Annotated in this window: 22 protein-coding genes, 1 other RNA gene and 1 pseudogene; 13 read left to right on the top strand and 11 right to left on the bottom strand. The window is 64.0% G+C overall.

Features of this window, described 5'->3' with window-relative positions; all coding sequences use genetic code 11:
• Positions 1–59: 59 nt before the first annotated feature.
• Positions 60–1,415 (top strand): oxygen-independent coproporphyrinogen III oxidase, encoded by a 1,356-nt coding sequence (hemN, locus tag BSG08_RS11135; protein ID WP_093036584.1) that lies wholly within the window; start codon positions 60–62, stop codon positions 1,413–1,415.
• A gap of 4 nt (positions 1,416–1,419) precedes the next feature.
• On the opposite strand, the gene BSG08_RS11130 is transcribed toward hemN, so the two are convergent.
• The 5 genes from BSG08_RS11130 to BSG08_RS11110 form a co-directional block, all read right to left on the bottom strand.
• Positions 1,420–3,015, bottom strand: a complete 1,596-nt coding sequence (locus BSG08_RS11130; RefSeq protein WP_093036582.1) for an ABC transporter ATP-binding protein — start codon at positions 3,013–3,015, stop codon at positions 1,420–1,422.
• Positions 3,012–4,118, bottom strand: a complete 1,107-nt coding sequence (locus BSG08_RS11125) for an ABC transporter permease (RefSeq protein ID WP_093036818.1) — start codon at positions 4,116–4,118, stop codon at positions 3,012–3,014. The genes BSG08_RS11130 and BSG08_RS11125 overlap by 4 nt, the downstream gene beginning before the upstream one ends.
• A gap of 7 nt (positions 4,119–4,125) precedes the next feature.
• A complete protein-coding gene (locus BSG08_RS11120; RefSeq protein ID WP_093036579.1) occupies positions 4,126–5,220 on the bottom strand; it encodes a microcin C ABC transporter permease YejB in 1,095 nt (364 codons plus the stop codon).
• Between the two features lie 18 nt (positions 5,221–5,238).
• The gene (locus BSG08_RS11115) at positions 5,239–7,107 is read right to left on the bottom strand and encodes an extracellular solute-binding protein (RefSeq protein ID WP_093036576.1); all 1,869 of its coding nucleotides are present in this window, start codon (positions 7,105–7,107) and stop codon (positions 5,239–5,241) included.
• Between the two features lie 222 nt (positions 7,108–7,329).
• Positions 7,330–8,382, bottom strand: a complete 1,053-nt coding sequence (locus BSG08_RS11110) for a c-type cytochrome (protein ID WP_093036573.1) — start codon at positions 8,380–8,382, stop codon at positions 7,330–7,332.
• Positions 8,383–8,501: 119 nt separating this feature from the next.
• Here BSG08_RS11110 and BSG08_RS11105 point away from each other — a divergent pair, with 119 nt between their 5' ends.
• On the top strand, positions 8,502–9,344 hold the full coding sequence (locus BSG08_RS11105) for a prephenate dehydratase (protein WP_093036570.1): 843 nt from the start codon (positions 8,502–8,504) through the stop codon (positions 9,342–9,344).
• 139 nt (positions 9,345–9,483) lie between these two features.
• Here the strand turns inward: BSG08_RS11105 and BSG08_RS11100 are convergent, their stop codons facing one another.
• The 3 genes from BSG08_RS11100 to BSG08_RS11090 all read right to left on the bottom strand — a co-directional run bounded on the left by BSG08_RS11100 (position 9,484) and on the right by BSG08_RS11090 (position 12,913).
• Positions 9,484–9,771 carry a hypothetical protein gene (locus BSG08_RS11100; protein ID WP_093036567.1) on the bottom strand — a complete coding sequence of 96 codons (288 nt, stop codon included), beginning with the start codon at positions 9,769–9,771 and terminating at the stop codon, positions 9,484–9,486.
• A 127-nt stretch (positions 9,772–9,898) separates the two neighbouring features.
• On the bottom strand, positions 9,899–10,882 hold the full coding sequence (locus tag BSG08_RS11095) for an alpha/beta fold hydrolase (protein ID WP_139274559.1): 984 nt from the start codon (positions 10,880–10,882) through the stop codon (positions 9,899–9,901).
• 579 nt (positions 10,883–11,461) lie between these two features.
• Entirely contained in the window at positions 11,462–12,913 is a 1,452-nt protein-coding gene (locus tag BSG08_RS11090; RefSeq protein WP_093036561.1) for an NCS1 family nucleobase:cation symporter-1, read from the bottom strand.
• A 228-nt stretch (positions 12,914–13,141) separates the two neighbouring features.
• Here BSG08_RS11090 and BSG08_RS11085 point away from each other — a divergent pair, with 228 nt between their 5' ends.
• The gene (locus BSG08_RS11085; RefSeq protein WP_093036558.1) at positions 13,142–13,792 is read left to right on the top strand and encodes a GntR family transcriptional regulator; all 651 of its coding nucleotides are present in this window, start codon (positions 13,142–13,144) and stop codon (positions 13,790–13,792) included.
• A 5-nt stretch (positions 13,793–13,797) separates the two neighbouring features.
• Here the strand turns inward: BSG08_RS11085 and BSG08_RS11080 are convergent, their stop codons facing one another.
• Positions 13,798–14,265, bottom strand: a complete 468-nt coding sequence (locus tag BSG08_RS11080; protein ID WP_093036555.1) for an SRPBCC family protein — start codon at positions 14,263–14,265, stop codon at positions 13,798–13,800.
• A 51-nt stretch (positions 14,266–14,316) separates the two neighbouring features.
• Complete coding sequence (gene nudC / locus BSG08_RS11075) at positions 14,317–15,288, bottom strand: NAD(+) diphosphatase (RefSeq protein WP_093036552.1); 972 nt, start codon at positions 15,286–15,288, stop codon at positions 14,317–14,319.
• Positions 15,289–15,587: 299 nt separating this feature from the next.
• Between nudC and BSG08_RS19910 the strand changes: the two are divergent.
• Both BSG08_RS19910 and ffs read left to right on the top strand, forming a co-directional pair.
• Positions 15,588–17,351 (top strand): annotated as a pseudogene (locus tag BSG08_RS19910) (bifunctional 2',3'-cyclic-nucleotide 2'-phosphodiesterase/3'-nucleotidase); the annotation flags it as partial.
• Positions 17,352–17,490: 139 nt separating this feature from the next.
• An RNA gene (gene ffs, locus BSG08_RS11065) (signal recognition particle sRNA small type) lies at positions 17,491–17,587 on the top strand.
• Positions 17,588–17,642: 55 nt separating this feature from the next.
• Here the strand turns inward: ffs and BSG08_RS11060 are convergent.
• Positions 17,643–18,464, bottom strand: a complete 822-nt coding sequence (locus tag BSG08_RS11060; protein WP_093036549.1) for a hypothetical protein — start codon at positions 18,462–18,464, stop codon at positions 17,643–17,645.
• A gap of 247 nt (positions 18,465–18,711) precedes the next feature.
• On the opposite strand from BSG08_RS11060, the gene BSG08_RS11055 reads away from it, so the two are divergent.
• The 8 genes from BSG08_RS11055 to BSG08_RS11020 all read left to right on the top strand — a co-directional run bounded on the left by BSG08_RS11055 (position 18,712) and on the right by BSG08_RS11020 (position 25,682).
• A complete protein-coding gene (locus BSG08_RS11055) occupies positions 18,712–18,999 on the top strand; it encodes a hypothetical protein (RefSeq protein ID WP_093036546.1) in 288 nt (95 codons plus the stop codon).
• On the top strand, positions 18,999–19,373 hold the full coding sequence (locus BSG08_RS11050; protein WP_093036543.1) for a DUF995 domain-containing protein: 375 nt from the start codon (positions 18,999–19,001) through the stop codon (positions 19,371–19,373). Before BSG08_RS11055 ends, BSG08_RS11050 begins: the two co-directional genes overlap by 1 nt.
• Positions 19,374–19,626: 253 nt before the next feature.
• Positions 19,627–20,415, top strand: a complete 789-nt coding sequence (gene rpiA / locus BSG08_RS11045) for a ribose-5-phosphate isomerase RpiA (protein ID WP_093036540.1) — start codon at positions 19,627–19,629, stop codon at positions 20,413–20,415.
• A gap of 13 nt (positions 20,416–20,428) precedes the next feature.
• On the top strand, positions 20,429–21,784 hold the full coding sequence (gor, locus tag BSG08_RS11040) for a glutathione-disulfide reductase (protein WP_093036537.1): 1,356 nt from the start codon (positions 20,429–20,431) through the stop codon (positions 21,782–21,784).
• Positions 21,785–21,853: 69 nt separating this feature from the next.
• On the top strand, positions 21,854–23,002 hold the full coding sequence (gene hflK, locus BSG08_RS11035; RefSeq protein WP_093036534.1) for an FtsH protease activity modulator HflK: 1,149 nt from the start codon (positions 21,854–21,856) through the stop codon (positions 23,000–23,002).
• A gap of 4 nt (positions 23,003–23,006) precedes the next feature.
• A complete protein-coding gene (hflC, locus tag BSG08_RS11030; RefSeq protein WP_093036531.1) occupies positions 23,007–23,885 on the top strand; it encodes a protease modulator HflC in 879 nt (292 codons plus the stop codon).
• Positions 23,882–24,079, top strand: a complete 198-nt coding sequence (locus BSG08_RS11025) for a DUF2065 domain-containing protein (RefSeq protein ID WP_175544761.1) — start codon at positions 23,882–23,884, stop codon at positions 24,077–24,079. The genes hflC and BSG08_RS11025 overlap by 4 nt, the downstream gene beginning before the upstream one ends.
• 202 nt (positions 24,080–24,281) lie before the next feature.
• A complete protein-coding gene (locus BSG08_RS11020; RefSeq protein ID WP_093036812.1) occupies positions 24,282–25,682 on the top strand; it encodes a Do family serine endopeptidase in 1,401 nt (466 codons plus the stop codon).
• The last annotated feature ends 62 nt before the right edge of the window (positions 25,683–25,744 follow it).

The raw sequence follows: 25,744 nt of genomic DNA, 5'->3' as shown, positions 1-25,744 counted from the left end.
TTCCCGTGAATTGATCTGCGTCAAGGATTACAACTCGGGTCCTGCATAATCCTTGGCACATGAAAACGCAAACTCAACTGGGAAAACTCGGCCTTTTTGACGCCAAGGTGCCGCGCTACACCAGCTACCCCACCGCACCGCATTTCAACCGCTCGGTGGGGCCAGATCATTTTAGCAGCTGGGTCAGGGCGATTCCAGAGAACGCACGGATATCCCTCTATGTGCATGTCCCCTTCTGCCGCCGCCTCTGCTGGTTCTGCGCCTGCCGCACGCAGGGCACCCAGACCGATGCGCCGGTGACCGCCTATCTCGAAACGCTCAAGGCAGAGATTGCCATGCTGGGCGCGCTTCTGCCGCGCGGCGTGCGGCTCTCGCGGCTGCATTGGGGCGGCGGCACGCCGACGCTCCTGCAGCCCGGCATGATCGACGAACTGGCCGGCGCAATCCGCAATATCGCACCCTTTACGGATGCGACCGAATTCTCGGTCGAGATCGACCCGAACGAAATCGACGGCCCCCGCCTCGACGCGCTGGCCGCCGCCGGCATGAACCGCGCCTCGATCGGCGTGCAGGATTTCGACGACGAGATCCAGAAAAGCATCGGACGCCTGCAAAGCTATGACATCACCCGCCAGGCGGCGGACGAGATTCGCGCGCGCGGCGTGGTCAGCCTCAATGCCGACATCCTCTATGGCCTGCCGCACCAGACCGGGGCGCGCATCACCGAAAGCGTGCAGAAACTCCTGTCGCTCAGCCCGGATCGCGTGGCGCTCTATGGCTATGCCCATGTCCCATGGATGGCCAAGCGCCAGCAATTGATCCCCTCGGATGCCCTGCCCACCCCGCAGGAACGACTTGACCTCTTCGAGACCGCCCGTCGCCTGTTTCTCTGGGACGGCTATCAGGAAATCGGCATCGACCATTTCGCCACCCCTTCCGACGGCCTGAGTGTCGCGCAAAAGGCGGGGCGCCTGCGCCGCAACTTCCAAGGCTATACCGACGACACCGCCGAGGTGCTGATCGGCGTGGGCGCATCATCCATTTCGCGCTTTCCGCAGGGCTATGCGCAGAACGCGCCCGCCACCGGCGCGCATACCGGCGCCATCCGCGAGGGGCGGTTTTCCACGGCGCGGGGGCATGTATTTTCACCCGAGGACAGGCTGCGCGCCCGCCTGATCGAGGCGCTGATGTGTGATTTCCGCATTGATGCAGCAGAGATCATACGCGACCACGCCATCACCGCCGATGCCCTCAAACAGATGCTGTCAGAGGCCGATCAGGCCTATCCGGGACACCTGCGCCTTGACGAAAGCGGCCTTGCCATCCCGCCCGAGGCACGCCCCCTGACCCGCATGATCGCGCGTCAGTTCGACGCCTACGAGATGGACGAGAACGGGCACAGTTCGGCGATCTGAGCCCCTATGCCCCCACCCGCCCCTCCAGCGCCGCCGCCAGAAGGGTGCGCGCATAGTCCGTCTGCGGCGCGGAAAACAGCGCTCCGGCCTCGCCCGCCTCGACCACATCGCCGTCCTTCATCACGATCACCCGGTGGCTCATCGCGCGCACCACATGCAGGTCATGGCTGATGAACAGATAGGCCAGCCCGTATTTCACCTGCAGATCGCGCAGCAGATCGACGATCTGCACCTGCACCGTCATGTCGAGCGCCGATGTCGGCTCGTCCAGCACCACCAGTTTCGGCCGCAGGATCATGGCGCGGGCAATGGCGATCCGCTGCCGCTGACCGCCCGAAAACTCATGCGGATAGCGGTCCATCATGGCGGGGTTCAGCCCCACCTCATCCATCACCTCGGCCACAAGGTCGCGCTCGGGCCGCCCGCCCGGATTGCCATGCACGCCCAGCCCCTCGGCGATGATCTGCGCGGCCGTCATGCGCGGGCTCAGGCTGCCGAACGGATCCTGAAACACGATCTGCATATCCGCCCGGTGCCTGCGCAACTCGCGGGTGGACCAGCGGTTTACATCCTCGCCGCCAAACCTGATCTTCCCCTCCGACGCGATCAGCCGCATGATCGCCAGCGCCAGCGTGGTCTTGCCCGACCCGGATTCGCCCACGATCCCCAGCGTCTCGCCCGCACGCACGCGCAGGGTGGCGGCATTGACCGCCTTGACGTGACCCACCGTGCGCTTGAGAAACCCTTTCTGGATCGGGAACCACACGCGCAGATCCTCGGTCTCGGCCACCACCTCGCCGCCGTCGGGCACGGGTGCGGGCACGCCCACGGCCCGCGCCCCAAGCAACTTGCGGGTATAGTCGTGCCGGGGCGCCGCAAACACCTCCGCCACCGGCCCGCTCTCGACAATCTCGCCATCCTTCATCACGCAGACCCTGTCGGCGATGCGCTGCACGATCCCCAGATCATGCGTGATGAACAACAGGCCCATCCCCTCTTCGCGCTTCAACTCTGCCAACAGTTCCAGGATCTGCGCCTGAATGGTCACGTCGAGCGCCGTCGTCGGCTCGTCCGCGATCAGGATATCGGGCTTGTTGGCCAGCGCCATGGCGATCATCACCCGCTGCCGCTGCCCGCCCGACAACTGATGCGGAAAGGCCCCCAGACGGCTTGCCGCCTCGCGGATGCCAACCCGCTCCAGCAGGTCCACGATCCGCGCCCGCGCCGCGTCCCCGGTCAGCCCCTGATGCAGCTCAAGGCTCTCGCGCAACTGCTTTTCCAGCGTATGCAGCGGGTTGAGACTGGTCATCGGCTCCTGAAAGATGAAACTGATGTCGTTGCCGCGCACCCTGCGCAACCGCCGGTCATCCGCGCAGATCATCTCCTGCCCGTCATAGAGGACAGAGCCGCTGACCTCCGCCGACGCCCCCAGCAGCGACACCGTTGACAGCGCCGTCACCGATTTACCCGAACCGGATTCGCCCACCAGCGCCACCGTCTCACCCCGGTCGAGGCCGAACGACACCCCCCTGACCGCCGGGATCAACTGCCCGTCCTGCCGGAAACTCACCCGCAGATCCCTGACCTCCAGGACACTCATTGAAAGGTCTTTCTCGGATCAAAGGCGTCGCGCACACCCTCGAAGATGAACACCAGGAGCGACAGCATGATCGCAAAGGCAAAGAACGCCGTGAACGCCAGCCACGGCGCCTGCAGGTTCTGCTTGGCCTGCAACGTCAACTCGCCCAGCGAAGGGGCAGAGGACGGCAACCCGAAACCCAGAAAATCCAGCCCCGCCAGCAGCGAGATCGTCCCGGTGATCACGAACGGCAGCATGGTCAGCGTCGCCACCATCGCATTGGGCAGCATATGGCGGAACATGATCGTCAGATTGCTGACCCCTAGCGCCTTGGCGGCGCGCACATACTCCAGATTGCGCGCGCGCAGGAACTCCGCCCGCACCACACCAACCAGCGCCATCCAGCCGAACAGGACTGTGATCACCACCAACAGCCAGAAACTTCGCGGCAGGATCGCGAAAAGGATGATGATGACATATAGCTGCGGGGTCGATGACCATATCTCGATGATCCGCTGAAAGATCAAATCCGTGCGTCCACCGAAATAGCCCTGCACCGCCCCCGCGAATATCCCGATGACCGACGACAATAGCGTCACGATCAGCGTGAACATCACCGACAGACGGAACCCGTAGATCACCCGCGCCAGCACGTCGCGCTTGGTATCATCCGTGCCCAGCAGGTTCTGCCCGTTGGGCGGCAGCGGGGCGGCGCCGGGCCGGTCCACCGTGGTGTTGTAGCTGTAGGGGATGGGCGGCCAGATCGCCCAGCCCTTCTCGATCACCTCGCCCCCGACCACGCCGTCTGCGGCATCCGCGATAACGCCCTCGGGATCGTCGAAACAGATGTCCAATCCCCCCGACGCGATCAGGCATTGCACCTCGGGATCGCGATAGATCGCCTCGGTCTCGAAATCCCCGCCGAACGCGGTCTCGGGATAGAACCGGAAAATCGGCATGTAATAGTCGCCGCGATACTGCACCAGGATCGGCTTGTCATTGGCCACGAACTCGGCAAACAGCGTGATGGTGAAGATCACCGAAAAAATCACCAGCGACCAGAACGCCCGCCGGTTGCGCCGGAAATTGCGCCAGCGGCGCTGATTGAGCGGCGACAGGCGGATCACAGCCTCAGCCCTCCCGCTTTTCAAAGTCGATGCGCGGATCGACCAGCACATACATGAGGTCGCTCAGGATGCCGACCACCAGACCGATCAGGCCAAACAGAAACAGCGTGCCGAACATCACCGGGTAATCGCGCCCCACCGCCGCCTCGAATCCCAGGCGCCCCAGCCCATCGAGACTGAAGATCGTCTCGATCAGAACCGAGCCGCCAAAGAACACCCCGATGAACACCGCCGGGAACCCCGCGATCACAATGAGCATCGCGTTGCGGAACACATGCCCGTAGAGCACGCGGCGCTCGCTCAACCCCTTGGCCCGCGCGGTCATCACGTAGTGCTTCTTGATCTCGTCGAGAAAACTGTTCTTGGTCAGCAGCGTCAGCGTCGCAAAGGCCGAGATGGTCGAGGCGATGACCGGCAACGCGATATGCCAGAGATAATCGCCGATCTTGCCCACGAGGCTCAGCTGATCGAAATTGTCCGAGGTCAGGCCGCGCAGCGGGAATATCTGGAAATAACTGCCCCCCGCGAACAGAACCAGCAGCATGATCGCAAACAGAAACGCCGGGATCGCATAGGCCACGATGATCACGCCGCTGGTCCATGTGTCGAACCTCGTGCCGTCCCGCACCGCCTTGGCCACCCCCAGCGGGATCGACACGATATAGGCGATCAGCGTCGACCACAGGCCCAGCGTGATCGAAACCGGCATTTTTTCCAGCACCAGATCCAGCACCTCGATCTTGCGGAAATAACTCTCGCCGAAATCGAAGCGCATGTAGTTCCACATCATGTTGAAGAACCGCTCGACCGGGGGCTTGTCGAGACCGAACTGTTCCTCCAGTTCCTTGATCAACTCCGGCGGCAGGCCCCGCGCGCCGAGGTATTGATCGTTACCGCCCGCCGTGCCCACCATCTCCTGCCCGGTATCGGACCCTGCGCCGGAAAAGCTCTCGAACACATTGCCCTGCCCCTGCATGTTGGCGATCATCTGTTCGACCGGCCCGCCGGGCACGAATTGCACCAGCGCGAAATTGATGACCATAATCCCGAAGAGCGTGGGCACGATCAGCAACAGCCGCCGCAGGATATAGGCGCCCATCTCAGACGTTCCCCCGGATCACAGCGCGCCCGCAGCCTTGAGCGCCTCGGCCTTTTCCGCGTCATACCACCAGAAATCCAGCACTCCGGTGGCATAGGGCGGCAGCGGCCGGGGATAGTCGAACATATCCCAATAGGCGACCCAGCTCTGGTCCAGATACCATGTCGGCACCATGAAGAATTCATAGCGCAGCGCCCGGTCCAGTGCCGTCAGCGCCACGTCCTGCTCTTCCTTGCTGCCCGACTCGAGGGCGCGGTCGATGATCGCATCCACCATCGGGCTTGCCAGCCCGGCGGGGTTGAACAGGCTGAACGCGGCCTCCTTGCTGCCATAACGCTGATGCAGCCCGGTGCCCGCCTCAAGGAACGCGACATAGCTGTCAAATATCATGTCATAGTCGCGGTCCCGCTCGCGCGCGGTATATTGCGCAGCGTCGATCTTGTCGAATTTCGCGTCGATCCCCATCAGTTGCAGATTGCTCACGAAACTCTCGACGACCGCCGACATGGTGGCAGATCCAGAGGCGGAAATCGGGATCTCGATCCTGAGCACCTCGCCTGCCGCATTGCGCCGTTTGCCGTCGCCGCCCACGGCCCAGCCCGCCTCGTCCAGCAGTTTCATCGCCGCCCGCAGATTGCGCCGGTCATTGAGCCGCGAACCGTCGGATTCGTGCGCCATCACCGCAGGCGCGGTCAGCATCTCCTCGGGCACCAGATCGCCCAGCGATTTCAGCAGTTCCAGTTCCGCCCCCTCCGGCACGCCCTTGGCCTCAAGCGGCGTATCCTGCACAAAGGAATGGCGCTGCCGGAAGAGACCGTATTGCAGCGACGCATTGGTCCACTCGAAATTGAACCCCAGCGCAATCGCCTGTCGAACCCGCTTGTCCTGCAACTTCTCGCGGCCAAGGTTGAAGACGAACCCCGAAGGCGTCGGCGGCAATCCGTCGGGCAGTTCGGCCTTGACCACATGCCCCTTCTGCATCGCCGGGAAATCGTATCCGGTCGCCCAGGTCTTGGAATTGCCCTCGGGCCGGAACGTGTAGATGCCCGCCTTGAACGCCTCGAACGCGGCGTTGTCATCGGCGAAATACTCTATCCTTATACGGTCGAAATTATGCCGCCCCTTGTTGATCGGCAGATGCCAGCCCCAGTAATCGGGGTTGCGCTCATAGACGATGTTGCGGTTCACGTCATAGCTCTTGACCTGATAGGGGCCGGACCCCGGCGCCGCCTCCAGCCGCGGCTCATCCAGCCGCGCGCCGGTATCCTCATACCACTTGCGCGGAAACACCGGCGTGCCCCCCACCTGATCAATCAGCGACCGGCGCGAGATGCCCTCGGCAAAGGTGAATTTCACCCGGTGATCGTCCAGCGCCTCGGCGCTCAGCACCCGGCGCTTGACCGCATCGGCATAGGATTTCAGCCCCTGTTCCAGAAACAGGTCGTGCGAGAACACCACGTCATGCGCCGTGACCGGCGTGCCATCGGCAAACCGTGCCTCGGGCCGCATGTGAAAAATCACCCAGGTCTTGCCCTCGTCATATTCCAGCCGTTCGGCCAGCAGGCCATAACCCTCGTTATAGCGATCCCCCGGCAGCGGCTCGCCGGTGGCCTCCGATCCGCCCAGGAGGCTCTCGTAGACCATCCACGACAGCCGCCCGGCGCGGCCCTTGCGCGAATAGGGGTTCATCGAGTCGAACGTACCGGGCGCATACAGCGCGATCTCGCCACCCTTGGGCGCATCCGGGTTCACGTAATCGAAATGCTCGTAATCGGCGGGATATTTCAGATCGCCATAGAACGAATAGCCATGCGAGGTGATGATCTTTTCCCCGGCCCACACCGCCTGCGCCATGAGTGCCGCAATCGACAGGCCCGCAAGGGCCATGAGCGCGCGCCATGGCGCAACTTTCCAGGCAACCCGGGCGTCAGCCGGGCATTGGTGTCCGGTCATGCTATCATCCTCCTGCCGCTGCCTTATCTGGCGCTTTTTCTGTTCTTGGCAAGCTAAGGAGGGGGGACGCCTTGTTCAAGCGCGATCATCCGGCGCACCCATGAAAAAGGCCGCCACCCGCACCGGGCAGCGGCCATGTTCACGAAATCGTCAATCTCAGTTGCCGACGCTTTGCAGATAGCCGATCAGATTGGCGCGGTCCTGCTCGTCCTTGAGGCCGGGGAATCCCATGCGGTTGCCCGGCGCAAACTCGCTCGGTTTCTCCAGCCATGCGCTTAGCTTTTCCGGCGTCCATTCACCGTCCAGCCCCTTGAGCGCGTCGGAATAGTTGAACCCCTCGACGCTGGCGATATCACGGCCGACCACGGCAAAGAGATGAGGCCCGGCCTTGTTCTCGCCATCCGCGACCGCGTGACAGGCGGCACAGCGGCGGAAAATCCTCTCGCCCTCGCCGAGATCGGCAGCGGCAACCAGAGCGGCAAAATCCGATGCGCCGGACTCTTCCGTCGCTGCCTGTTCCGTTGTGGGCTCCTCGGTCGCACCCTCTTCCGCAGCGCCTTCCTCGGTCGCACCCTCTTCGGCAGCGTCCTCCTCGGTCGCACCCTCTTCCGCAGCGCCTTCCTCGGTCGCACCTTCCTCCGCCGCAGGCTCTTCGGCCGCCGCCTCATCCACCGGCATTTCAAAGGTCGTGCCGTCGGTCTGATCGAGATAGGCGATCAGGTCGGCGCGATCCTCAGCCTTGCGCAGCCCGGCATAGCCCATCGACGTGCCCGGTGCATAGCCACGCGGATTTTCAAGAAACGCATTCAGTTCCACCGGCGTCCAGACCTCGGCCACCTCGGTCAGCGCACCGGAATAGCCAAACCCGTCAACCGACCCGACAGCCCGGCCAACCACACCGTAGAGATGCGGCCCGGCCTTGTTCTCGCCATCCGCGACCGCGTGACAGGCAGCACAGTTGCGAAACACGCTTTCGCCATTCGCCGGATCCGCGGCGGCCATCAGTTCCGCCAGACTCGGCCCCTCATCGGCGACCTCTTCTTCGGTATCGCCCGCGCCGGTGTCGATCACGTAACCCTGCGCGTGATCCTCACCATGACCGCCACCTGTCGAATAGATCGTCTCCGCCGCCCAATTGCCGAGAAGAAAGATCAGCAGGGCGCCGCACAGGGCGCCAGCGGTCTTTGTCAGTGTCATTGTGTCGAACATTGGCCCGTTTCCATTTGATCCATTGTTGGCCGCGTATCTATCCGCTTCCCCTACTGACGCGCAAGGTGTAGTTTCCGCGACCAAACGCCCGACCGGGCCAAGAACACGGAAAAATGCGGATGACCAACCACATCGCCTTTCAGGGAGAGCTTGGCGCCTACTCGCACCAGGCCTGCCGCGAGACATATCCCGCGATGGAACCCCTGCCCTGCCGCACCTTCGAGGATGCGATTGCAGCGGTGCGCGAAGGCGAGGCTGATCTTGCCATGCTGCCGGTCGAGAACTCGACCTTCGGGCGGGTCGCCGATATTCACCACCTCTTGCCCGAATCCGGACTGCATATCGTGGCAGAGGCCTTCGTGCGTGTGCACATCAACCTTCTGGCCCTGCCCGGTGTGCGCCTCGACCAGGTCGAGAGCGCGATGAGCCACACCATGCTTCTGGGTCAGTGCCGCGCCTTTCTGGAGCGCCACGGCATCCGCCGGATCACCGGCGCCGACACCGCCGGATCGGCCCGACATGTCGCCGAGGCCGGTCGGCCCGAAATCGCGGCGCTGGCCAGCGAGCTTGCGGGCGAGATCTACGGCCTCGACGTGCTCGCACGGCATATCGAGGACCAGAGCACCAACACCACCCGGTTTCTGGTCATGGCGCGCGAACCCGATTTCGCGCGCAGGGGCGGTGACGGCATGATGACCACCTTCGTGTTTCAGGTGCGCAATATCCCCGCCGCGCTCTACAAGGCGATGGGCGGCTTTGCCACCAACGGGGTGAACATGACCAAACTCGAGAGCTACATGGTCGGCGGTTCGTTCACCGCGACCCAGTTCTATGCCGATATCGAGGGCCACCCCGAGGATCCCCCAGTGGCCCGCGCGCTGGACGAGCTGGATTACTTCACCTCCGATGTCACCATCCTCGGCGTCTACCCCGCCGACCCGCGGCGACACGAGGGCAGCTAGGGCCGGCCACCCCGCCCCCCTCGCGCCCGTCATCCCCGCGCAGGCGGGGATCTTTCACCCCAGGCCACCCGCCACCGGATCCGATCCGCTGCCCCGGGTGCGATGGTTTCCGATTGCCGCAACACTCAAGGGGCGCAATTCATGCGTCCTGACCCTGGCCAAGCGCGCGCTGCGACCAGTGCCACAGCTTGACCCAGTTGCCGTCAAAACCCCGGCGCTTGAGTTCCTCGTAGACGACCGAGCACGGCATGATCTCGTCGGTTGCAATCCGCCCGGCAAGCGCGCGCCGCTCGCAGTCAAGATATGTCTGCTTCAGATCGTCGACCGACAGCGGCATCGGCACCTCTGTTTCGGCATGACCGCCACACGCCATGGATACGAGCACGGCAATCGACGCGGCACAGGTGCGGATCATCTCGGCGAACATGGCGCTTCTCCCCTGATCGGAACAGATCGAGGTTACGCGCCTTCACGCCACGCCACATGATGCGGTTGTCCCGCTCGGTGGGATTTCCCAAGGGATTTCGACGTCGGCGCCGGGACATTTGCCCCGCTCACCGACCGGCTTCGCCCGGTCCCAGCCCGGCACGAATCGCCCGGACGATCGCCTTGGCGCGCGTCGGAACACCAAGTTTCGACAGGATGCCCGACACATGATTGCGCACCGTCTTCTCGCTGATGTCGAGCGCCGTGCCGATCTCGCGGTTGTCCAGCCCTTCCGCAACCGCGCGCAGAACTTGTTGCTCGCGCATGCTCAGAACCGCGGCCAGTTCATCGCTTTCGCGCAGGCCGGGCAGGAAAGAGTCGAGCGCATCGACCAGTTCGGCCCAGGCCGGTTCCTTCGGAAGCATGAAGTGATTGCGGCTGTCAAATGTCAGAAAACTCGCACCAGGTATTTCCCTCGCGAGAATGCGCCCCTCCTCCAATGGCACCACGGCATCCTCCCGGACATGGGCAACCAGCGTCGGGCAACGGATTTTACGCGCATCCTCCATCACGTTTATATCGAACATGATCCTGGTCAGGGCGACGGCGCTGCTTGCCGATGCCGCCTGGCGTTGCAGCTTGCACCACGTCCGCAGATGCTCCAGCGTGCCATCCGGCTGAAACTGCGTGGCAAAGGAACGCATGAACGCGCTGTCCTCGTCGGCCCATCCCAGTTCCAGCATCTCCAGCATGACCTTGGCCTTTTCAGGCTCCAGGGGCACATCGTCGCGGCGGTTCCGGCCTCGCGCATAGGTGCCATACAGGACCAGACGATCCACCCGGTCCGGGCGCGAGGCGGCATAGCGGATGGCAACGGCCCCACCCTGGCAAATGCCGATCAGCGAGACCCGGTCAAGACCCGCAGCATCCAGCACGGCATCCACATCGCGCACCCAGCTGTCGAACGAGAGGTCGTCGATATCCCGGTCCGACAGTCCGCAGCCACGCGGATCGTACCGGATCAGATGGTTCCGGTCCCACAGAAACTCGAGCCATGGACGCCACGCCGTGCTCTGCCACTGATAGTCGAGATTCGACAACCAACTGGGCATCAACAACACCGGCGCACCCTGCCCCGTCACGCAATAGGCGATGCGGGTTCCATCGAAACTCCTGCAAAATCTAACTCGTGACTGCGTAATGCGCTTTCCCCACCCGTTGTCAGATCAGGCCGAGCATAACACATTTCCGGGCTCCGGGCGCTTGCGACCTCGTGGATATTTCAGGCCGCAGGTCTGCGGCGCAGATACCATGACATGTCATCCGAATGTGGTCACAACGCCCCCGCCACTTCCGGCGGGGCCGGTGCGCCGGAACTCAGCCGCTTGTGTCCTGCCGCCCCCTTCGGACCCCGGAACCTCCGGCGTCGTCTGACCGGACCTTTCGCGCCGACCCTTGCCACCTGACCGCCATGACGTGTCATATATGACATGTCACCGGGGAGGGGTCATAACCGCCTGCCACTCCCGGCGGGGCCGATGCGCCACAAACCCGCCGCCTGAGGCCTCCCTGCCCCCAACGCCGAACCCTCCAGCACATCTTGCCCGAATTCATTGGTCCCGACCTTGCCAACAGCCTGAACCCGGCGATTGCCGGGTTCTGCGTTTCTGGTCATGCCGTTTCGCGGGCGGTCATACGACGTGGGACTGCCTGCACCGCTGGAAATAGATCACCCCCCCCAGCACCGCGCCGATCACCCAGGCATAGCCCGACAGCTGGCTCAGGGCCGGCACCCAGACCGTCGCGACCGAGAACACCGCCGCGATGCCGAACGCCACCAGCGCATTGTCGTTCCAGCCGTTGCGATAGTGATAGGTGCCGCCCTGCATGTTGTAGAGATCGTCCCGGTTCAGCACCTCTTTGCGCAGCAGGTAATAATCCGCGATCATGATCCCGTAGAGCGGGGCCAGCGTCGCGCCCAGCGTGTTCACAAATCCGCTGATACCGAACTGGCTGATAAAGCTGGTCCACAGTCCACCGATGATCAGCGCAAAGAACGACGTGATCAGCCCTGCCTTGCGAAACCCGATCTTGGACGGCGCAAGGTTGGCAATGCCGTTCACGGCCGGAATGAAATTGGCCACCAGGTTGATGCCTACCGTCGCGGCAAAGAATGTGATGGCCGCGATCACGCCCAGCAGCACGCTGTCGGTCCGCGCGACGATCTCGGTCGGGTTGATGATCGCCTCGCCATAGACCACCGCCGCCCCCGCCGTCGTCAGAAGCGCCAGCGCCGAGAACAGGATCATGTTGAACGGCAGACCCGCAAGGTTGCCGCGTATCATCGCCTTCTTGTCCCGCGCATAGCGGGAAAAGTCGCTGAAATTGATCATGACAGCGGCGAAATAGGCCACCATCGTGCCGATGATCGCAACAAAGCCCGCGATTTCAGTAGACCATGTGCCCTCCGGATTGGCAAAGATCGTGCGCGCCTGCGACAAAAGCTGACCCTCGGACTTGACCCAGAGCACGGCAACGAGACCGATCATCACCACATAGACGAACGGCCCCGCGATGTTCAGAAACGTCTCGACCCAGCTCATGCCGCGCCAGAAGATGACGATGTGAAAGACCCACACCAGAACAAAGGACAGCCAGTCGATCCCCGTCAGACCCAGCACCTCGGCCCCGCCCGTGGCGCCCGTCACCGACCGGATCAGAAGCGACAGCGCGGTCGAGGCGAAATAGACCTGCACCCCGTACCAGAACACCGCCACCGTCGCGCGCAACACGGCGGGCAGCCTTGCGCCCGCCGTGCCCATGCTGGCCCGCGCAAGCACGGGATAGGGTATGCCATAGCGCTCACCGGCGGCACCCGACAGGTTGACCAGCACCATGACGAACAGACCCGCGACGATCAGCGCGGCAAAGGCTGTCCAGCCGCTGACGCCATAGGAAATGAACAGCGACGCAACCAGCGAATAGCCAAACAGCGACTGAATGTCGTTCGCCCAGACGTTGAAGATGGCAAACCATCCCCAGGATTTTTCTTCTCTGGTGACAGGGCTGAGCGTGTCATCGCCGGGCTGCGAGCCATGGCTGCGGATCGGCACACCGTCTTTTTCGATAATCAAACCTTGCATGAATTTCTCCCTGATGAGTCGGATCTTGCCGATCCGGACATATTGGTTGTGTTGGTTCTGAATTCCGGAGTTCCTGCTATTGTATGTAAAATGTTAGATGCTATTTCAGATTCTGATAATGCGGGATTTGAGAAAGGACCTTCAGGAAATGCAAGATGCCCGATTTTCCGGCGGTCAGCCTGTCGATTGATGATGGCCCGGAACGTTCCTGAAAGACGCAGGGAACAGATGACCGCGCCCGATCTTCTGACCGAGCGCGCCTATCAGGCGCTGCTTTCCCGGCTGCGCGACGGGCGGCTGGCCAGCGGCGCGTTCCTGTCGATGCCGGTTCTGGTCGAACAGTTGGGCCTGCCAATTGCGGCGGTGCGCGACGCGGTGAAACGCGCCGAGGCGGGCGGATTGCTCAGCGTTCTGCCAAAGCGCGGCATCATGATCATGGATGCCGGTCCCGAGACCACCCGCGACTGTCTGGAACTGCGCGCGATGTTCGACTGCGAAGGGACCCGCCTGCTGATCGAACGGGGCGGCGAAATCCCTATTGCGGCGCTTCGGCAAGAGCACGAGCGCCTGCGCGACGAGGCGCAGGCGAAACTGACCGCCGACCTGTCCCGCCGCGCGGTCCGGACCGACCTTTCGCTGCACGACGCATTGGCGACCGGACTCGGGTCAGGGCTCGCCAGACGGCTCTACGCCGAAAATCGCGACCGGATCGCTGTCATCCAGAATACACGACCCTTCGTGCCGGACCGCATCGTCCCGGCGATGAACGAACATCTCGCCATCATCGCCGCGATCGAGGCGCGCGATACGAACCGCGCATTTGCCGAAATCCGGAATCACCTGCGCAATACGCTCAGGTGGTGGGGCGTCCTGGTCTGATCCGTTCAGGCGCCGCGCCTGAACCGTTCTTCCAGATCCACCGCATACCCCGCCACCCGCGATCTGAACCGGTTGGCCAGATTGGCCCTCGCCAGTTTCAGCGACTGCACCATCAGGCGCGCCGCGAGGGTCTTTGGCGTCACCGCCAGATCGACCGTCATCCGCGTGCGCCCAGGCGACAACGCCACCAGATCGACATCCATCCGCCCACTCAGCAAGGTCGAACGGGCCAGGACGGTGACGCCGCTCGGCGGGTTGTATTCGGTCAGCTCCGTTTCAATCTCGCGCCGCTTGCCCCGCAACATGAAACTGGCATGCCAGCCCATGCCGACACCGGGCGACGCGCGCTCGTCGTTGCGCCGGACCTCCGCCCCCCGACGCAGCGCCGCCCGCTCAAGGGTCTGAAAATCGGTAATCCGGGCAAAGACATGGTCGATGGGCGCCTCGATGTCCGCCTTGCTGGTGAATCGCATTTCAGGATGTTCCCTGCGCCTCGCTATGTCCCGTTCGCGGTCACTGTCGCGTCAATCCAGACGATCGGCAAGCCACATTCTGAGCAGGAAATGCGCGATCGCCCCCTTGCGCGCGGGCAGGATCTCGGGATGCTCCCCGGCGAAGGTCTGCAATATCTCCTCGCGGCTCATCCAGCGGGCATCCTCGATCTCCTTCGGATCAATCGTGATCTCCGTGTTCAGTGCCGCACCGCGACAGCCCAGCATCAGAGATGCCGGAAACGGCCAGGGCTGACTGGCCAGGAAATCGACCTCGCCCACCCTTATGCCCGCCTCTTCCCAGACTTCCCGGCGCACGGCGGCCTCGACGGTCTCGCCCGGCTCGATGAACCCCGCCAGCAGCGAATACATCCCCTCGGGCCAGCCCGGAGAGCGCCCCATCAGCACGGCATTGCCCCGCGTGATGAGCATGATCACCACCGGATCGGTGCGCGGGAAATGCTGGCCGCCGCAGTGATTGCAACTGCGCTGCCAACCGGCGCGGATCATCCGGCTCTCCTTGCCGCAGCGTGCGCAATGGCGATGCGTGACATGCCAGCCCAGAATCGCCTTGGCGGTCGCCGCCAGTTCCGCGTCGCGTGCATCCAGATGGGTCATCACCCGGCGCAACTCGGCAAAGACAGCGCCCTCCGGCAGATCGGGATGCACCTGCTCGGAGGCATCCAGAAACGTGTCCAGTTGATCAGGCTCAAGCCCCGGCGGCACCCAGGCGGAAATGTCATGCGCGAGTATGAGATCGCCGTTTTCATCGCGCCCCAGCAGGATCGGCGGCACGTGATAGCGCGCCAGCACCGGATGATCGGGGGCCAGCCGGATCAGCCGGTCAAAGGTGCCGCCCGCCACCAGCGGCTTGCCGCGCCACAGCACCAGCGCCTGCGCCCGCCCGGCAGCCGCCGCCGCCGCGATCGCCGCCTCGTCACCACGCAGATCGTCCGCCCGGTCCAGCCCCGATCCGCCGAATGTCACCTCTTCCGCCTGCCGCATCCCACGCCCCCGTTTCGTCTCTTTCTCTACACATACCGGCAGCCCGCACAAGACAAGGGCACAGCACAACAAAGCTGCAAAAAATTCGCGCGGTACAACTTATGGTGTGTTGATCCCCCGCTGCGGCTATGCCACCTTCGCCCGCGCGGCAAGGCGGCTGTGACAGTAGCATGTGGATCGGGTGACCTCTTCCAACCAACCTGGACAGATATCCCAGGCCAGCGGACGTTGCAGAATTGACCGAGTTCCCCGATCCCTCCGCCCCCGAGCCGATACCCCCTGCAACAATACGGCTGCGCGTGCTCCAGACCACGGATGTACACGGCCATATCCTGCCCTTCGACTATTACACCAACACAGGCGACCGGCCCTATGGGCTGGCACGGCTTGCGACGCGCGCGGCTGAGGCCCGCGCCGCGGCGGGGGCTGGGAACTGCCTGCTGCTCGACAACGGCGATTTCCTGCAGGGCACGCCGCTCAGCGACCTGACCGCACAGCCCGGTCGGGGCTGGCGCGGCCGGCACCCGGTGCTGCACGCGATGAACCTCATGGGCTATGACGCAGCGACCCTTGGCAATCACGAATTCAACTTCGGCCTCGACTGGCTGCGCAAGACGCTCGGACAGGCGCGCTTTCCCCTGACCTGCGCCAATGCGGTAACGCAGCCCGGCGCGACCCCGGTTCAGGATCAGACCCTGCTGCCCCCCTACCTGATCCTGCCGCGCCGGATGCGCGATACCGACGGTCACTGGCACAGCCTGCGCATCGGCCTGCTCGGCCTCCTGCCGCCGCAGATCACGACATGGGATCACGCCCATCTCTGCGACCGCCTGACCGCCCGCGACATGGTCGAGACCGCGCGCGCATGGCTGCCGGTGATCCGTGCCGGAGGGGCCGATATCGTGATCCTGATGGCCCATACCGGCATTGATCCCGGCCCGGATCGCCCGATGATGGAGAACGCGGCGCGGGCGCTTGCCCGCCTGCCCGGCATCGACGCGATCCTCGCGGGGCACAGCCACAAGCGCTTTCCCGGCGCCGATCACACCGCCACGCCGGGGGCCGACAACGCGCGCGCCACGCTCCACGGCACCCCCTGCCTCATGGCGGGTTTCGCCGGATCACACCTTGGCCAACTCGACCTGACGCTCACGCGGACCGCTGGAAAATGGCGGGTCAGAGATCATCGCGCCAGCCTGCTGACCGCCGCCGGGGCAGAACCCTGCCCGCGCCTCTGCCGCGCGCTCACACCCGCCCACGCCCATACCCTGCGCCTGACGAACCGGCCTCTGGGCCATGGTGCTGCCCCTCTGCACAGCTACCTCGCGCTTTTGCGCAACGACCCGGCGACGCAGCTTGTGAACGACGCCCAGCGCGCCGCCCTCACAGAGGCGCTCGCCGATACCCCCCACGCCGGCCTGCCGGTCCTGTCGGCCTCGGCTCCGTTCAGGACCGGCGGTCGCGGCGGGCCCGCGCATTACACCGACATTCCCGCAGGCCCCCTGCGCCTGCGCAACATCGCCGATCTCTACGGCTTTCCGAACACGCTCTGCGGCCTGCTCGTTACCGGCGCAGAACTGCGCGACTGGCTTGAGCGCGCGGCAATCTGCTTTCATCGCATCACCCCCGGCGCGCCCGGTCAGACGCTCCTCGATCCCGGCGTGCCGGGGCACGATTTCGACGTGATCGACGGGCTCAGCTACAGCATCGACCTGACGCAACCGCCACGCTACAGCCACACCGGCCAGATCTTGCATCCGACCGCCCGGCGCATCGGCGACCTTTGCCACGCCGGTCAGCCCGTGGCCGGTTCCGACCGCTTCGTGATCGCCTCCAACAGCTACCGCGCCTGGGGCGGCGGACCATTTCCCCCGCTGGCCGGAACCGCGCTCATCCACGGCAATCCCCGCCCGATCCGCGATCTTGTCGCCGATCATGTGGCGCGCCTTGGAACGGTCACACCAAGCGCTCGCGCCACATGGCGCTTTGCACCCATGGCTCCGACTACCGTCGAGGTCGAGACAGGCCCCGGCCTGCGCGCCTATCCTCAAGAGATCGCGGCACTCGGCGCCACCGACCTCGGCGACAGCGCCACGGGCTTTGCCCGCCTGCGCCTGACGCTGCCGGTCGTGACAGCGGCGCAACGCCAGCCTCCGCCACACGCCCTTGCGAATCCCGCCACAGAGACCTATATCCCGTCCCGAGAGGTTGGCGCGGGCAGGCACCTCGCCAACCCGGTCAGGTCCGGAAGGAAGCAGCCGTAACGAGCCTCGCTTGGGTCGTTGTCCAGCCTCTCACCCCAATCCCCTCGAAATCAAACTGACCCCGGCGACAACTCCCCGTGCGGGGGCGCTCTATTCTTCCACGCGGATCGTGACCGGATCGGCGTAGAGGTAAAATTGCTCCTCGCCGGACCTGGTGGCGGTGAACACCACGGCCCTTGCCGGCGTCGGCCCGCCGCACGAATTGCTGATGCGAAAGCCGACACCTCCGTCCGACCAGACCCCGATGGCAAGCGAGGGAAGGTTGTGCGCGACGGCTTCCCAAGGGGGCGGCTGCTCGCCGCACAGACTGCGCTCGCCGTGGATCACCACGGATTGCCCTGTCTTGACAACAGTATGCTCGCGGTAGGGAATGCGCTGGCCGGTCATGTCGATGATTGGCGCGCCGGTGTCTGGCCCCGGTCCAGCCACGGCAACGGCGGCCACACCCCGAGGCTGAACCATGTTCAGGGTGACGATTGCGCCTCCGCCAGCCCCCAGCGCCACAAGCGCAACCGCCGCCGCGATCTGCCGACCGACGGAAAGACCTGCACCGGCAGGCTGAATCGGGGCCGCGCTCAGAGACTCGCGCTGCTCGCCATTCTCCGGCTCAGAGGGCGGCTTGCGCCGCTGGGCCTCTTCATAAAGCAGGTTCCAGTGCGGCAGCACCCCGGCCATGTCCTCGACGCGCAGCAACAAGGTCAGGATGCGAAAGTTGCGGCGGCTGGGAGTGTGCAGCCCCTGCCGCCAGTTGTTCAGGCTCTTGAGCGCGGCTTCATAAGCGCCATTCGCCTGCTTCCTGGTAAGATTACAGTATTCGCTGGCGAGCTGGCCGTTATCAACATGGCCGCGTTCGGTGCATAGCGCATCGAACAGCCTCCACCATTCAACGAAGTCAGCAACACTCTCCCTCACGTTGTCCTCCCGCGCGGCTTTCCTGCTTTTGTCTAGCCAGATCGGGATATCCGATCAAGCCATTGAGAATGGTCACATATTCTCACCGTTTTCCGCTTTTCCAAGTTTTCCGGCTTTGCCGGTGACACCCGATGTGGACCGATCATAAAAAATGACCGGGCGACCCCTCGCACAAGCGGTGGTCGCCTGCCCTCGCGTATCCGGGGGCGGACGGCATCGGCAATCCTTACGAAAACCGGAGGCAACCATGACCAATAAATACAGGAATTCCCTGCGACCCGCCGCTCTTCTCCTGGGCGGGCTTCTCTTTACGATGGCAACGGCGTCAGGTGCGCTCGCCTGCCGGGGTACTGCGGAATACCCGGAAGTCGCGGCCAGGCTGGCCGCCGCCTCGCTGCCCGCAGACAAGAAGGCCGACCTTGAACGACAGTTCGAAGAGGGCCGGGCAATGCACGAAAAGGCACACCAGCAGAACGACCCCGACGCCATGCGGGACTCCCTGAAAATCCTCGACCGGCTCAAGGGTTCGCTCTGATGCGGACGATGACGATGCGCAGATCAATGATCGCGGCGCTGGCCGCCGTAGCGCTGCTCAGCCTCATGGCCGGTCAGACCACCGCAGCCGACAACACCAACCGCCTGACGGCGGATCAGGTGCGCGACATCTTCGTCGGTCGCGAATGGGGGCAGGGTGTCGGAATCTTCATGTTCTCGAAAGACGGCACCTATCGGTATGACGACAGCAGCATGAGCGCGCGGGGCACCTGGCAGATCGCCAATAACGGCGTGCTGTGCACGAAAAACTCGGGCACCGGCCGCAGGACCTGTTACACCTTCTACCGGGACGGTGACGGATACCGATACTGGCACGACCGTTCCGCCCGGTACTGGCCCGCCTACCTTCGCTGACCCGCTTTCAGAAGAGTGCGCCAATGAAAGGCATCGCCCTTGTGGTCGGCTTCATCGCGGCCATGTCAGCCACACTCGCCGATGGGTCGGCGTTCGCCTCCTTGCAGAAAAGACTGTAACGCTGGCGCTGCCCCCCGCCGGACGTCTTGACCGCATCCGCAGGACCGGCATGCGCAAGACTCCGGCAATTCGCCCTCGCACCCGCCCGACAACTCTCTTATAACCCCTGCCAACCATGCAGGGAGTCGCTGTCATGACCGGAGAACTGTCGCCCATCGACAAGGCCAAGTTCGTCGCCGCGCGGCGGTCCGTGGATTTTGTCGAGGACGGGATGCGCGTGGGCCTCGGCACCGGCTCGACCGCCGCCTGGATGGTGCGCTGCCTGGGCGAACTGGTGCGCGACGACGGGCTGCGCATCAAGGGCGTGCCGACCTCGACACGCACCGCCGATCTGGCACGCGAGGTCGGGATCGAGGTGATCAGCCTCGACGAGGCGAAATGGCTCGACCTGACCATCGACGGCGCGGATGAATTCGACGGCAATCTCAACCTCATCAAGGGCGGCGGCGGCGCATTGCTGCAGGAAAAGATCGTGGCCACCGCCAGCGACCAGATGATCGTGATCGCCGACGCCGGCAAGGAGGTCGAGACGCTGGGCGCCTTCCCCCTGCCGGTCGAGATCATACCCTTTGGCTGGCAGACCACGAAGTCGCTGCTCGAGGAACTGCTGATCAACATGGATGTCCTGGGCCGCGACGCGAAGCTCAGAATGAATGGCGGGCGGCCGTTCCTGACCGACGAGGGCAATTACATCCTCGATCTGCATCTCCAGCGAATTGGCAACGCCCACCGGTTGTCGATGGCGCTCAACCAGATTCCGGGTCTGGTCGAGAACGGGCTTTTCCTCGACATCTGCGATGTGGTGATCGTGGGGCATGGCGACGGGCGTGTCGAGACCCGCAACATCAACGAAGGCACGGTCGAAAACGACCGGCTCGACTTCATCGAAACCGACAATCTCTTCACCGATCTGAACGACTGAGGCAGCAACAGGCATGACATTCGACTACGACCTATTTGTGATCGGCGGCGGCTCTGGCGGGGTGCGCGCGGCGCGGGTGGCGGCGCAGGGCGGCGCGCGCGTGGCGCTCGCCGAAGAGGACCGATATGGCGGCACCTGCGTGATCCGCGGCTGCGTGCCCAAGAAACTGATGGTATTCGCCTCCGAGTATCGCAGCGCGATGGCCGACGCGCAGGCCTATGGCTGGACCGTGCATGCGGGCGGCTTTGACTGGGCCGCGTTCAGAACGAAACTGCACACCGAACTCGACCGGCTCGAAGACGTCTATCGCGGCGTGCTCGGCAACAACGGCGTCGTCACATTCGATGCCCGCGCGCGGCTGGCGGATCCGCATACGGTGGAACTGGCGGACGGCACACGCAAGAACGCCAAGCATATCCTCATCGCCACCGGCGGGCGCCCCGTGAAACCCGATCTGCCGGGAGCAGAACATGGCATCACCAGCAACGACATCTTCCATCTCGAAAAGCTGCCCAAATCAATCCTGATCATCGGCGGCGGCTATATCGCCTGCGAATTCGCCTGTATCCTCAACGGCCTCGGCGTGCAGGTGACGCAATATTACCGCGGCGCGCAGATCCTGCGCGGCTTTGACGATGAGGCGCGCGGCCTTGTGTCGGACGAGATGATCCAGTCAGGCATCAATCTGCATCTGGGCACCAATATCCTGTCGATGGAAAAGGCCCCCGGCGGCTATCGGGTCAAGGCCACCAACGGCAGCGAGGCGATATTCGAACAGGTGATGTTCGCCACCGGACGCGCGCCCAACACCGGGGACATGGGCCTCGAATCGGCGGGCGTGGTCATGGGCCGCAGGGGCGAGATCGTGGTGGACAGCTACAGCCAGACCGGCGTGCCGTCCGTCTACGCCATCGGAGATGTGACCGACCGGGTCAACCTCACCCCGGTTGCGATCCGCGAGGGCATGGCCTTTGTCGAAACCGTGTTCAAGGGCAACCCCACCCCGGTCGATCACGATCTGATCCCGACCGCGATCTTCACCCAACCCGAAATGGGCACCGTCGGGCTGAGCGAGGAGGACGCCCGCGAGCAGGAACCGATCGAGGTTTATGCCACCTCCTTTCGCCCGATGCACAGCGCCTTTGCCGGTCGCCCCGACCGGGCTCTGATGAAGCTGATCGTCAGCCGGAAAACCCGCAAGGTGCTGGGCTGTCATATCGTGGCCCCCGGCGCGGGCGAAATGATCCAACTGGCCGGCATCGCGGTCAGGATGGGTGCCACCAAAGAGGATTTCGACCGCACGGTCGCGGTGCATCCGACCATGTCGGAAGAGATCGTAACAATGAAAACCCCTGTCCGAACGGCTTGATTTTCCGGCATAACTGCACAGGTATTGATCAGGTCCGTCACGGACGGAACAACAAGGGAAGAGAGACGTATGGCTGGAAACTCTGGCGGCCCATGGGGCGGCGGCAATTCGGGCGGGGGCGGAGATGACCGTGGCCGCAACACCGGCGGCGGCAGGCGCCCCCCCGAAAACGGACCTCAGTTGCCCGAGATCGACGAACTGGTGCGCCGGGGGCAGGACCGGCTGCGCGTGCTGATGGGCGGGCGCGGCGGCGGCAATCGCGGCGGGCCGGGCGGCGGCGGCGAAGGTCCGCAGTTCGGCAAGGGCACGATCGGCCTTGCGGCGCTTGGCGCCGTGGCGCTCTGGGTCTTTGCCAGCCTCTACACGGTCAAACCCGAGGAACAATCGGTCGAGCTTTTCCTGGGCGAATATTACAAGACCGGCAATCCCGGCCTCAATTTTGCCCCCTGGCCGGTGGTCACCGCCGAAGTGGTCAATGTGACCTCGGAACGCACGGAAGACATCGGCAGACGTGTCGGCGGCCGCGAAGAGGGGCTGATGTTGACCACTGATGCCAATATCGTGGACATCGGCTTTCAGGTCGTTTGGAACATTTCCGACCCTGCGAAAGTGCTGTTCAACATCCGCGATCCGCAATTGACCGTTCAGGCGGTGTCAGAGTCGGTCATGCGCGAGATCATCGCCGCCTCGAACCTGTCGCCGATCCTCAACCGGGATCGTGGCATCATCGCCGATACCGCGATGCAGAACGTGCAGGCCACGCTCGACGAATACGACAGCGGCATCCGCATCGTCCGGGTCAACCTCGACAAGGCGGATCCGCCGCTCGAGGTTATCGACAGCTTTCGCGAGGTGCAGGCTGCCGAACAGGAACGCGACCGGCTGCAACGCCAGGCGGATGCCTATGCCAACCGCGTCCTTGCCGAGGCCCGCGGTCAGGCAGCACAGATACTCGAAGACTCGGAAGGCTACCGCGCCCGTGTGGTGAACGAGGCACAGGGTGACGCCAGCCGCTTCACCTCGGTTCTGACGGAATATGCAAAAGCGCCGGATGTGACGCGCAAACGTCTCTATATCGAAACGATGGAGCGGGTTCTGGGCGGTATCGACAAGACCATTCTGGACAGTTCCGTTGTCGGCACCGAGGGCGGCAGCAATGTCGTACCCTACCTGCCGCTGAACGAACTGCGCCGCAACACGACCAGCGAGGGGAACTGAGACCATGGGCAAGACAAAATTCATCATTCCCTTTCTGGTCGTGATCCTGTTCCTGGGCCTGTCCTCGATCTTTGTCGTGGATGAACGCGAAAAGGCGCTGGTGCTGCAATTCGGCCAGATCAAGGCCGTCAAGGAAAACCCCGGCCTGTCGTTCAAGATCCCCTTCATCCAGGAGGTCGTGCGCTATGACGACCGCATCCTGTCGCTGGATACCGAGACCATCGAGGTAACGCCCTCGGACGACCGCCGCCTCGTGGTCGATGCCTTTGCCCGCTACCGGATCCGTGACGTGGTGCAGTTCCGTCAGGCCGTTGGCGTGGGCGGGATTCGCGTGGCCGAGGACCGGCTGTCGTCGATCCTCAACGCCCAGATCCGAGAGGTTCTGGGTGCCGATCAGGTCACGTCGGACACGATCCTTTCGGAGGATCGCCGCGAGTTGATGCGCCGCATCCAGCGACAGTCACAGCAAAGCGCCCAGGGCCTTGGTCTCGATGTCGTCGATGTGCGTCTCAAGCAGACCAACCTGCCCGATCAGAACCTCGAGGCGACATTCGCCCGGATGCGCGCCGAACGTGAGCGCGAAGCCGCCGACGAGATCGCCCGCGGTAACGAAGCCGCGCAGCGCGTGCGCGCCCTTGCCGACCGGACGGTGACGGAAACGCTCTCGGATGCCGAGCGGCAGGCCCAGGTCGTGCGCGGCGAGGCCGATGCCGAACGCAACGCCATCTTCGCCAATGCCTTTGGCGCGAACCCGGAATTCTTTGCCTTCTACCGCTCGCTGGAAGCCTATGAAAAGGCGTTGCAGGGCGGTAATTCCTCGATGGTGATGACACCGGACAGCGAGTTTTTCGATTATCTGCGGTCGGGAACCGCATCGCAATGATCGAAACCGCGCTTCTGGCCCTTGGGCTGGTGCTGATTGTCGAGGGGCTGGTCTATGCGCTGGCCCCTTCGCTTATCGACCGGATGCTGCTGGCGCTCGCGGCCCTGCCGCCCGAGGCGCGGCGCATTGCCGGCATGCTCGCGCTCGTCATCGGACTGGCGCTGGTCTGGATGGCCAAGTCCCTCGGCGCTTGATTTCGCCGCGACAAAAGGTTCACATGCGCGTGACACGATGTCGCGGACTTTGCGATCCCGCCCAGACCCCCTACATTGAGCGGCAAGGGGTGGCCGGAACCATCGCCGCCGAATGACACAGACCAAAGGAGATATTGGCGTGACACTCCCAACAATTTCCACAACCCTGAAGGACACCAGGCCCCTGCGCCAGCTCGCGCTGATGACTCTCGTTCTGGCGCTGATGCTGGCGCAGGCGATTGCAGCGCAGGCGCGGCCCGACAGCTTTGCCGATCTGGCGCAAAAGATCAGCCCGGCGGTGGTGAACATCACCACTTCGACGGTGGTGGCCCAGGGCACCGGACCCTCGCCCATCGTGCCCGAGGGCTCGCCGTTCGAGGACTTCTTTGAACAGTTCCGCAACCGTCAGGGCGAGGGCGATCGCCCGCGCCGCTCCTCGGCACTCGGTTCCGGGTTCGTCATCTCCGAGGACGGTTTTGTCGTGACCAACAACCACGTGATCGAAAGCGCCGATGAGATCGTGATCGAATTCTTCTCGGGCGAAACCCTGCCCGCCGAGGTGATCGGCACCGACCCCAAGACCGACATCGCGCTCCTGAAGGTCAAGGCCGACAAACCGCTGCCCTTCGTCAGCTTTGGCGACAGCGATACCGCGCGCGTCGGCGATTGGGTGCTGGCTATGGGCAACCCGCTGGGCCAGGGCTTTTCGCTCTCCGCCGGGATCGTGTCGGCGCGCAACCGCGCCCTTTCGGGCACCTATGACGATTACATCCAGACCGACGCCGCGATCAACCGCGGCAACTCCGGCGGCCCGCTCTTCAACCTCGACGGCGAGGTCGTGGGCGTGAACACCGCAATCCTCAGCCCCACAGGCGGATCGATCGGCATCGGGTTCTCGATGGCCTCCAACGTCGTCAAGCGCGTGGTCGATCAGCTACAGGAATTCGGCGAAACCCGCCGCGGCTGGCTCGGCGTGCGTATTCAGGACGTGACCGATGACGTGGCCGAGGCGATGGGGCTGGAAAAAGCCGCCGGCGCACTGGTGACCGACGTCCCCGAAGGCCCCGCCGCCGATGCCGGCATGCTGGCCGGTGACGTGATCCTGTCCTTCGATGGCAAGGATGTGGCCGACACCCGCAGCCTGGTGCGTCAGGTCGGCAATACCGAGGTCGGCAAGGCGGTGCGCGTCCTGGTGTTCCGCGACGGCAAGACCACCACGCTCAAGATCACCCTTGGCCGCCGCGAAGATGCCGAGGCCGCCATTCCCGTCGCCCAACCGGGCGGCGAGAGCCAGGAACCTGCCGAGAAAACCATGCTCGGCCTGACGCTCAGCCCGCTCAACGACGAACTGCGCGCGCAGCTCGAACTGGACAGCAACGCAAGCGGACTGGTCGTGACCGATGTCGACAACCTGTCCGAAGCCTATGAGAAAGGACTGCGCGCAGGCGATCTGATCACCGAGGCCGGTCAGCAGAAGGTGGCCGCGATCAGCGATCTCGACGACCGAATCGCCGAAGCCCGCGAAGCCGGGCGCAAATCTCTGCTGCTTCTGGTGCGCCGCGCCGGCGAGCCGCGATTCGTGGCGCTCGGCATCGAGGAATAACACCCGCTGTCGCCAGACCCAGGGGGCGCTCCGCACGAGCGCCCCTTTTCATGCAGGGCCAC

Source organism: Roseovarius azorensis, assembly GCF_900109455.1.
GTDB classification, from domain to species: domain Bacteria; phylum Pseudomonadota; class Alphaproteobacteria; order Rhodobacterales; family Rhodobacteraceae; genus Roseovarius; species Roseovarius azorensis.
The sequence above is the reverse complement of the archived record's forward strand: the minus strand, read 5'-3'. Positions and strand labels throughout refer to the sequence as shown.

Excerpts from the sequence above, each read along its gene's own strand:
- hemN (WP_093036584.1), top strand. The coding sequence starts at position 60 with ATGAAAACGCAAACTCAACTGGGAAAACTCGGCCTTTTTGACGCCAAG.
- BSG08_RS11130 (WP_093036582.1), bottom strand. The coding sequence starts at position 3,015 with ATGAGTGTCCTGGAGGTCAGGGATCTGCGGGTGAGTTTCCGGCAGGAC.
- BSG08_RS11120 (WP_093036579.1), bottom strand. The coding sequence starts at position 5,220 with ATGGGCGCCTATATCCTGCGGCGGCTGTTGCTGATCGTGCCCACGCTC.
- BSG08_RS11115 (WP_093036576.1), bottom strand. The coding sequence starts at position 7,107 with ATGGCCCTTGCGGGCCTGTCGATTGCGGCACTCATGGCGCAGGCGGTG.
- BSG08_RS11110 (WP_093036573.1), bottom strand. The coding sequence starts at position 8,382 with ATGTTCGACACAATGACACTGACAAAGACCGCTGGCGCCCTGTGCGGC.
- BSG08_RS11105 (WP_093036570.1), top strand. The coding sequence starts at position 8,502 with ATGACCAACCACATCGCCTTTCAGGGAGAGCTTGGCGCCTACTCGCAC.
- BSG08_RS11100 (WP_093036567.1), bottom strand. The coding sequence starts at position 9,771 with ATGTTCGCCGAGATGATCCGCACCTGTGCCGCGTCGATTGCCGTGCTC.
- BSG08_RS11095 (WP_139274559.1), bottom strand. The coding sequence starts at position 10,882 with ATGCCCAGTTGGTTGTCGAATCTCGACTATCAGTGGCAGAGCACGGCG.
- BSG08_RS11090 (WP_093036561.1), bottom strand. The coding sequence starts at position 12,913 with ATGCAAGGTTTGATTATCGAAAAAGACGGTGTGCCGATCCGCAGCCAT.
- BSG08_RS11085 (WP_093036558.1), top strand. The coding sequence starts at position 13,142 with ATGACCGCGCCCGATCTTCTGACCGAGCGCGCCTATCAGGCGCTGCTT.
- BSG08_RS11080 (WP_093036555.1), bottom strand. The coding sequence starts at position 14,265 with ATGCGATTCACCAGCAAGGCGGACATCGAGGCGCCCATCGACCATGTC.
- nudC (WP_093036552.1), bottom strand. The coding sequence starts at position 15,288 with ATGCGGCAGGCGGAAGAGGTGACATTCGGCGGATCGGGGCTGGACCGG.
- BSG08_RS11055 (WP_093036546.1), top strand. The coding sequence starts at position 18,712 with ATGACCAATAAATACAGGAATTCCCTGCGACCCGCCGCTCTTCTCCTG.
- BSG08_RS11050 (WP_093036543.1), top strand. The coding sequence starts at position 18,999 with ATGCGGACGATGACGATGCGCAGATCAATGATCGCGGCGCTGGCCGCC.
- rpiA (WP_093036540.1), top strand. The coding sequence starts at position 19,627 with ATGACCGGAGAACTGTCGCCCATCGACAAGGCCAAGTTCGTCGCCGCG.
- gor (WP_093036537.1), top strand. The coding sequence starts at position 20,429 with ATGACATTCGACTACGACCTATTTGTGATCGGCGGCGGCTCTGGCGGG.
- hflK (WP_093036534.1), top strand. The coding sequence starts at position 21,854 with ATGGCTGGAAACTCTGGCGGCCCATGGGGCGGCGGCAATTCGGGCGGG.
- hflC (WP_093036531.1), top strand. The coding sequence starts at position 23,007 with ATGGGCAAGACAAAATTCATCATTCCCTTTCTGGTCGTGATCCTGTTC.
- BSG08_RS11025 (WP_175544761.1), top strand. The coding sequence starts at position 23,882 with ATGATCGAAACCGCGCTTCTGGCCCTTGGGCTGGTGCTGATTGTCGAG.
- BSG08_RS11020 (WP_093036812.1), top strand. The coding sequence starts at position 24,282 with ATGACTCTCGTTCTGGCGCTGATGCTGGCGCAGGCGATTGCAGCGCAG.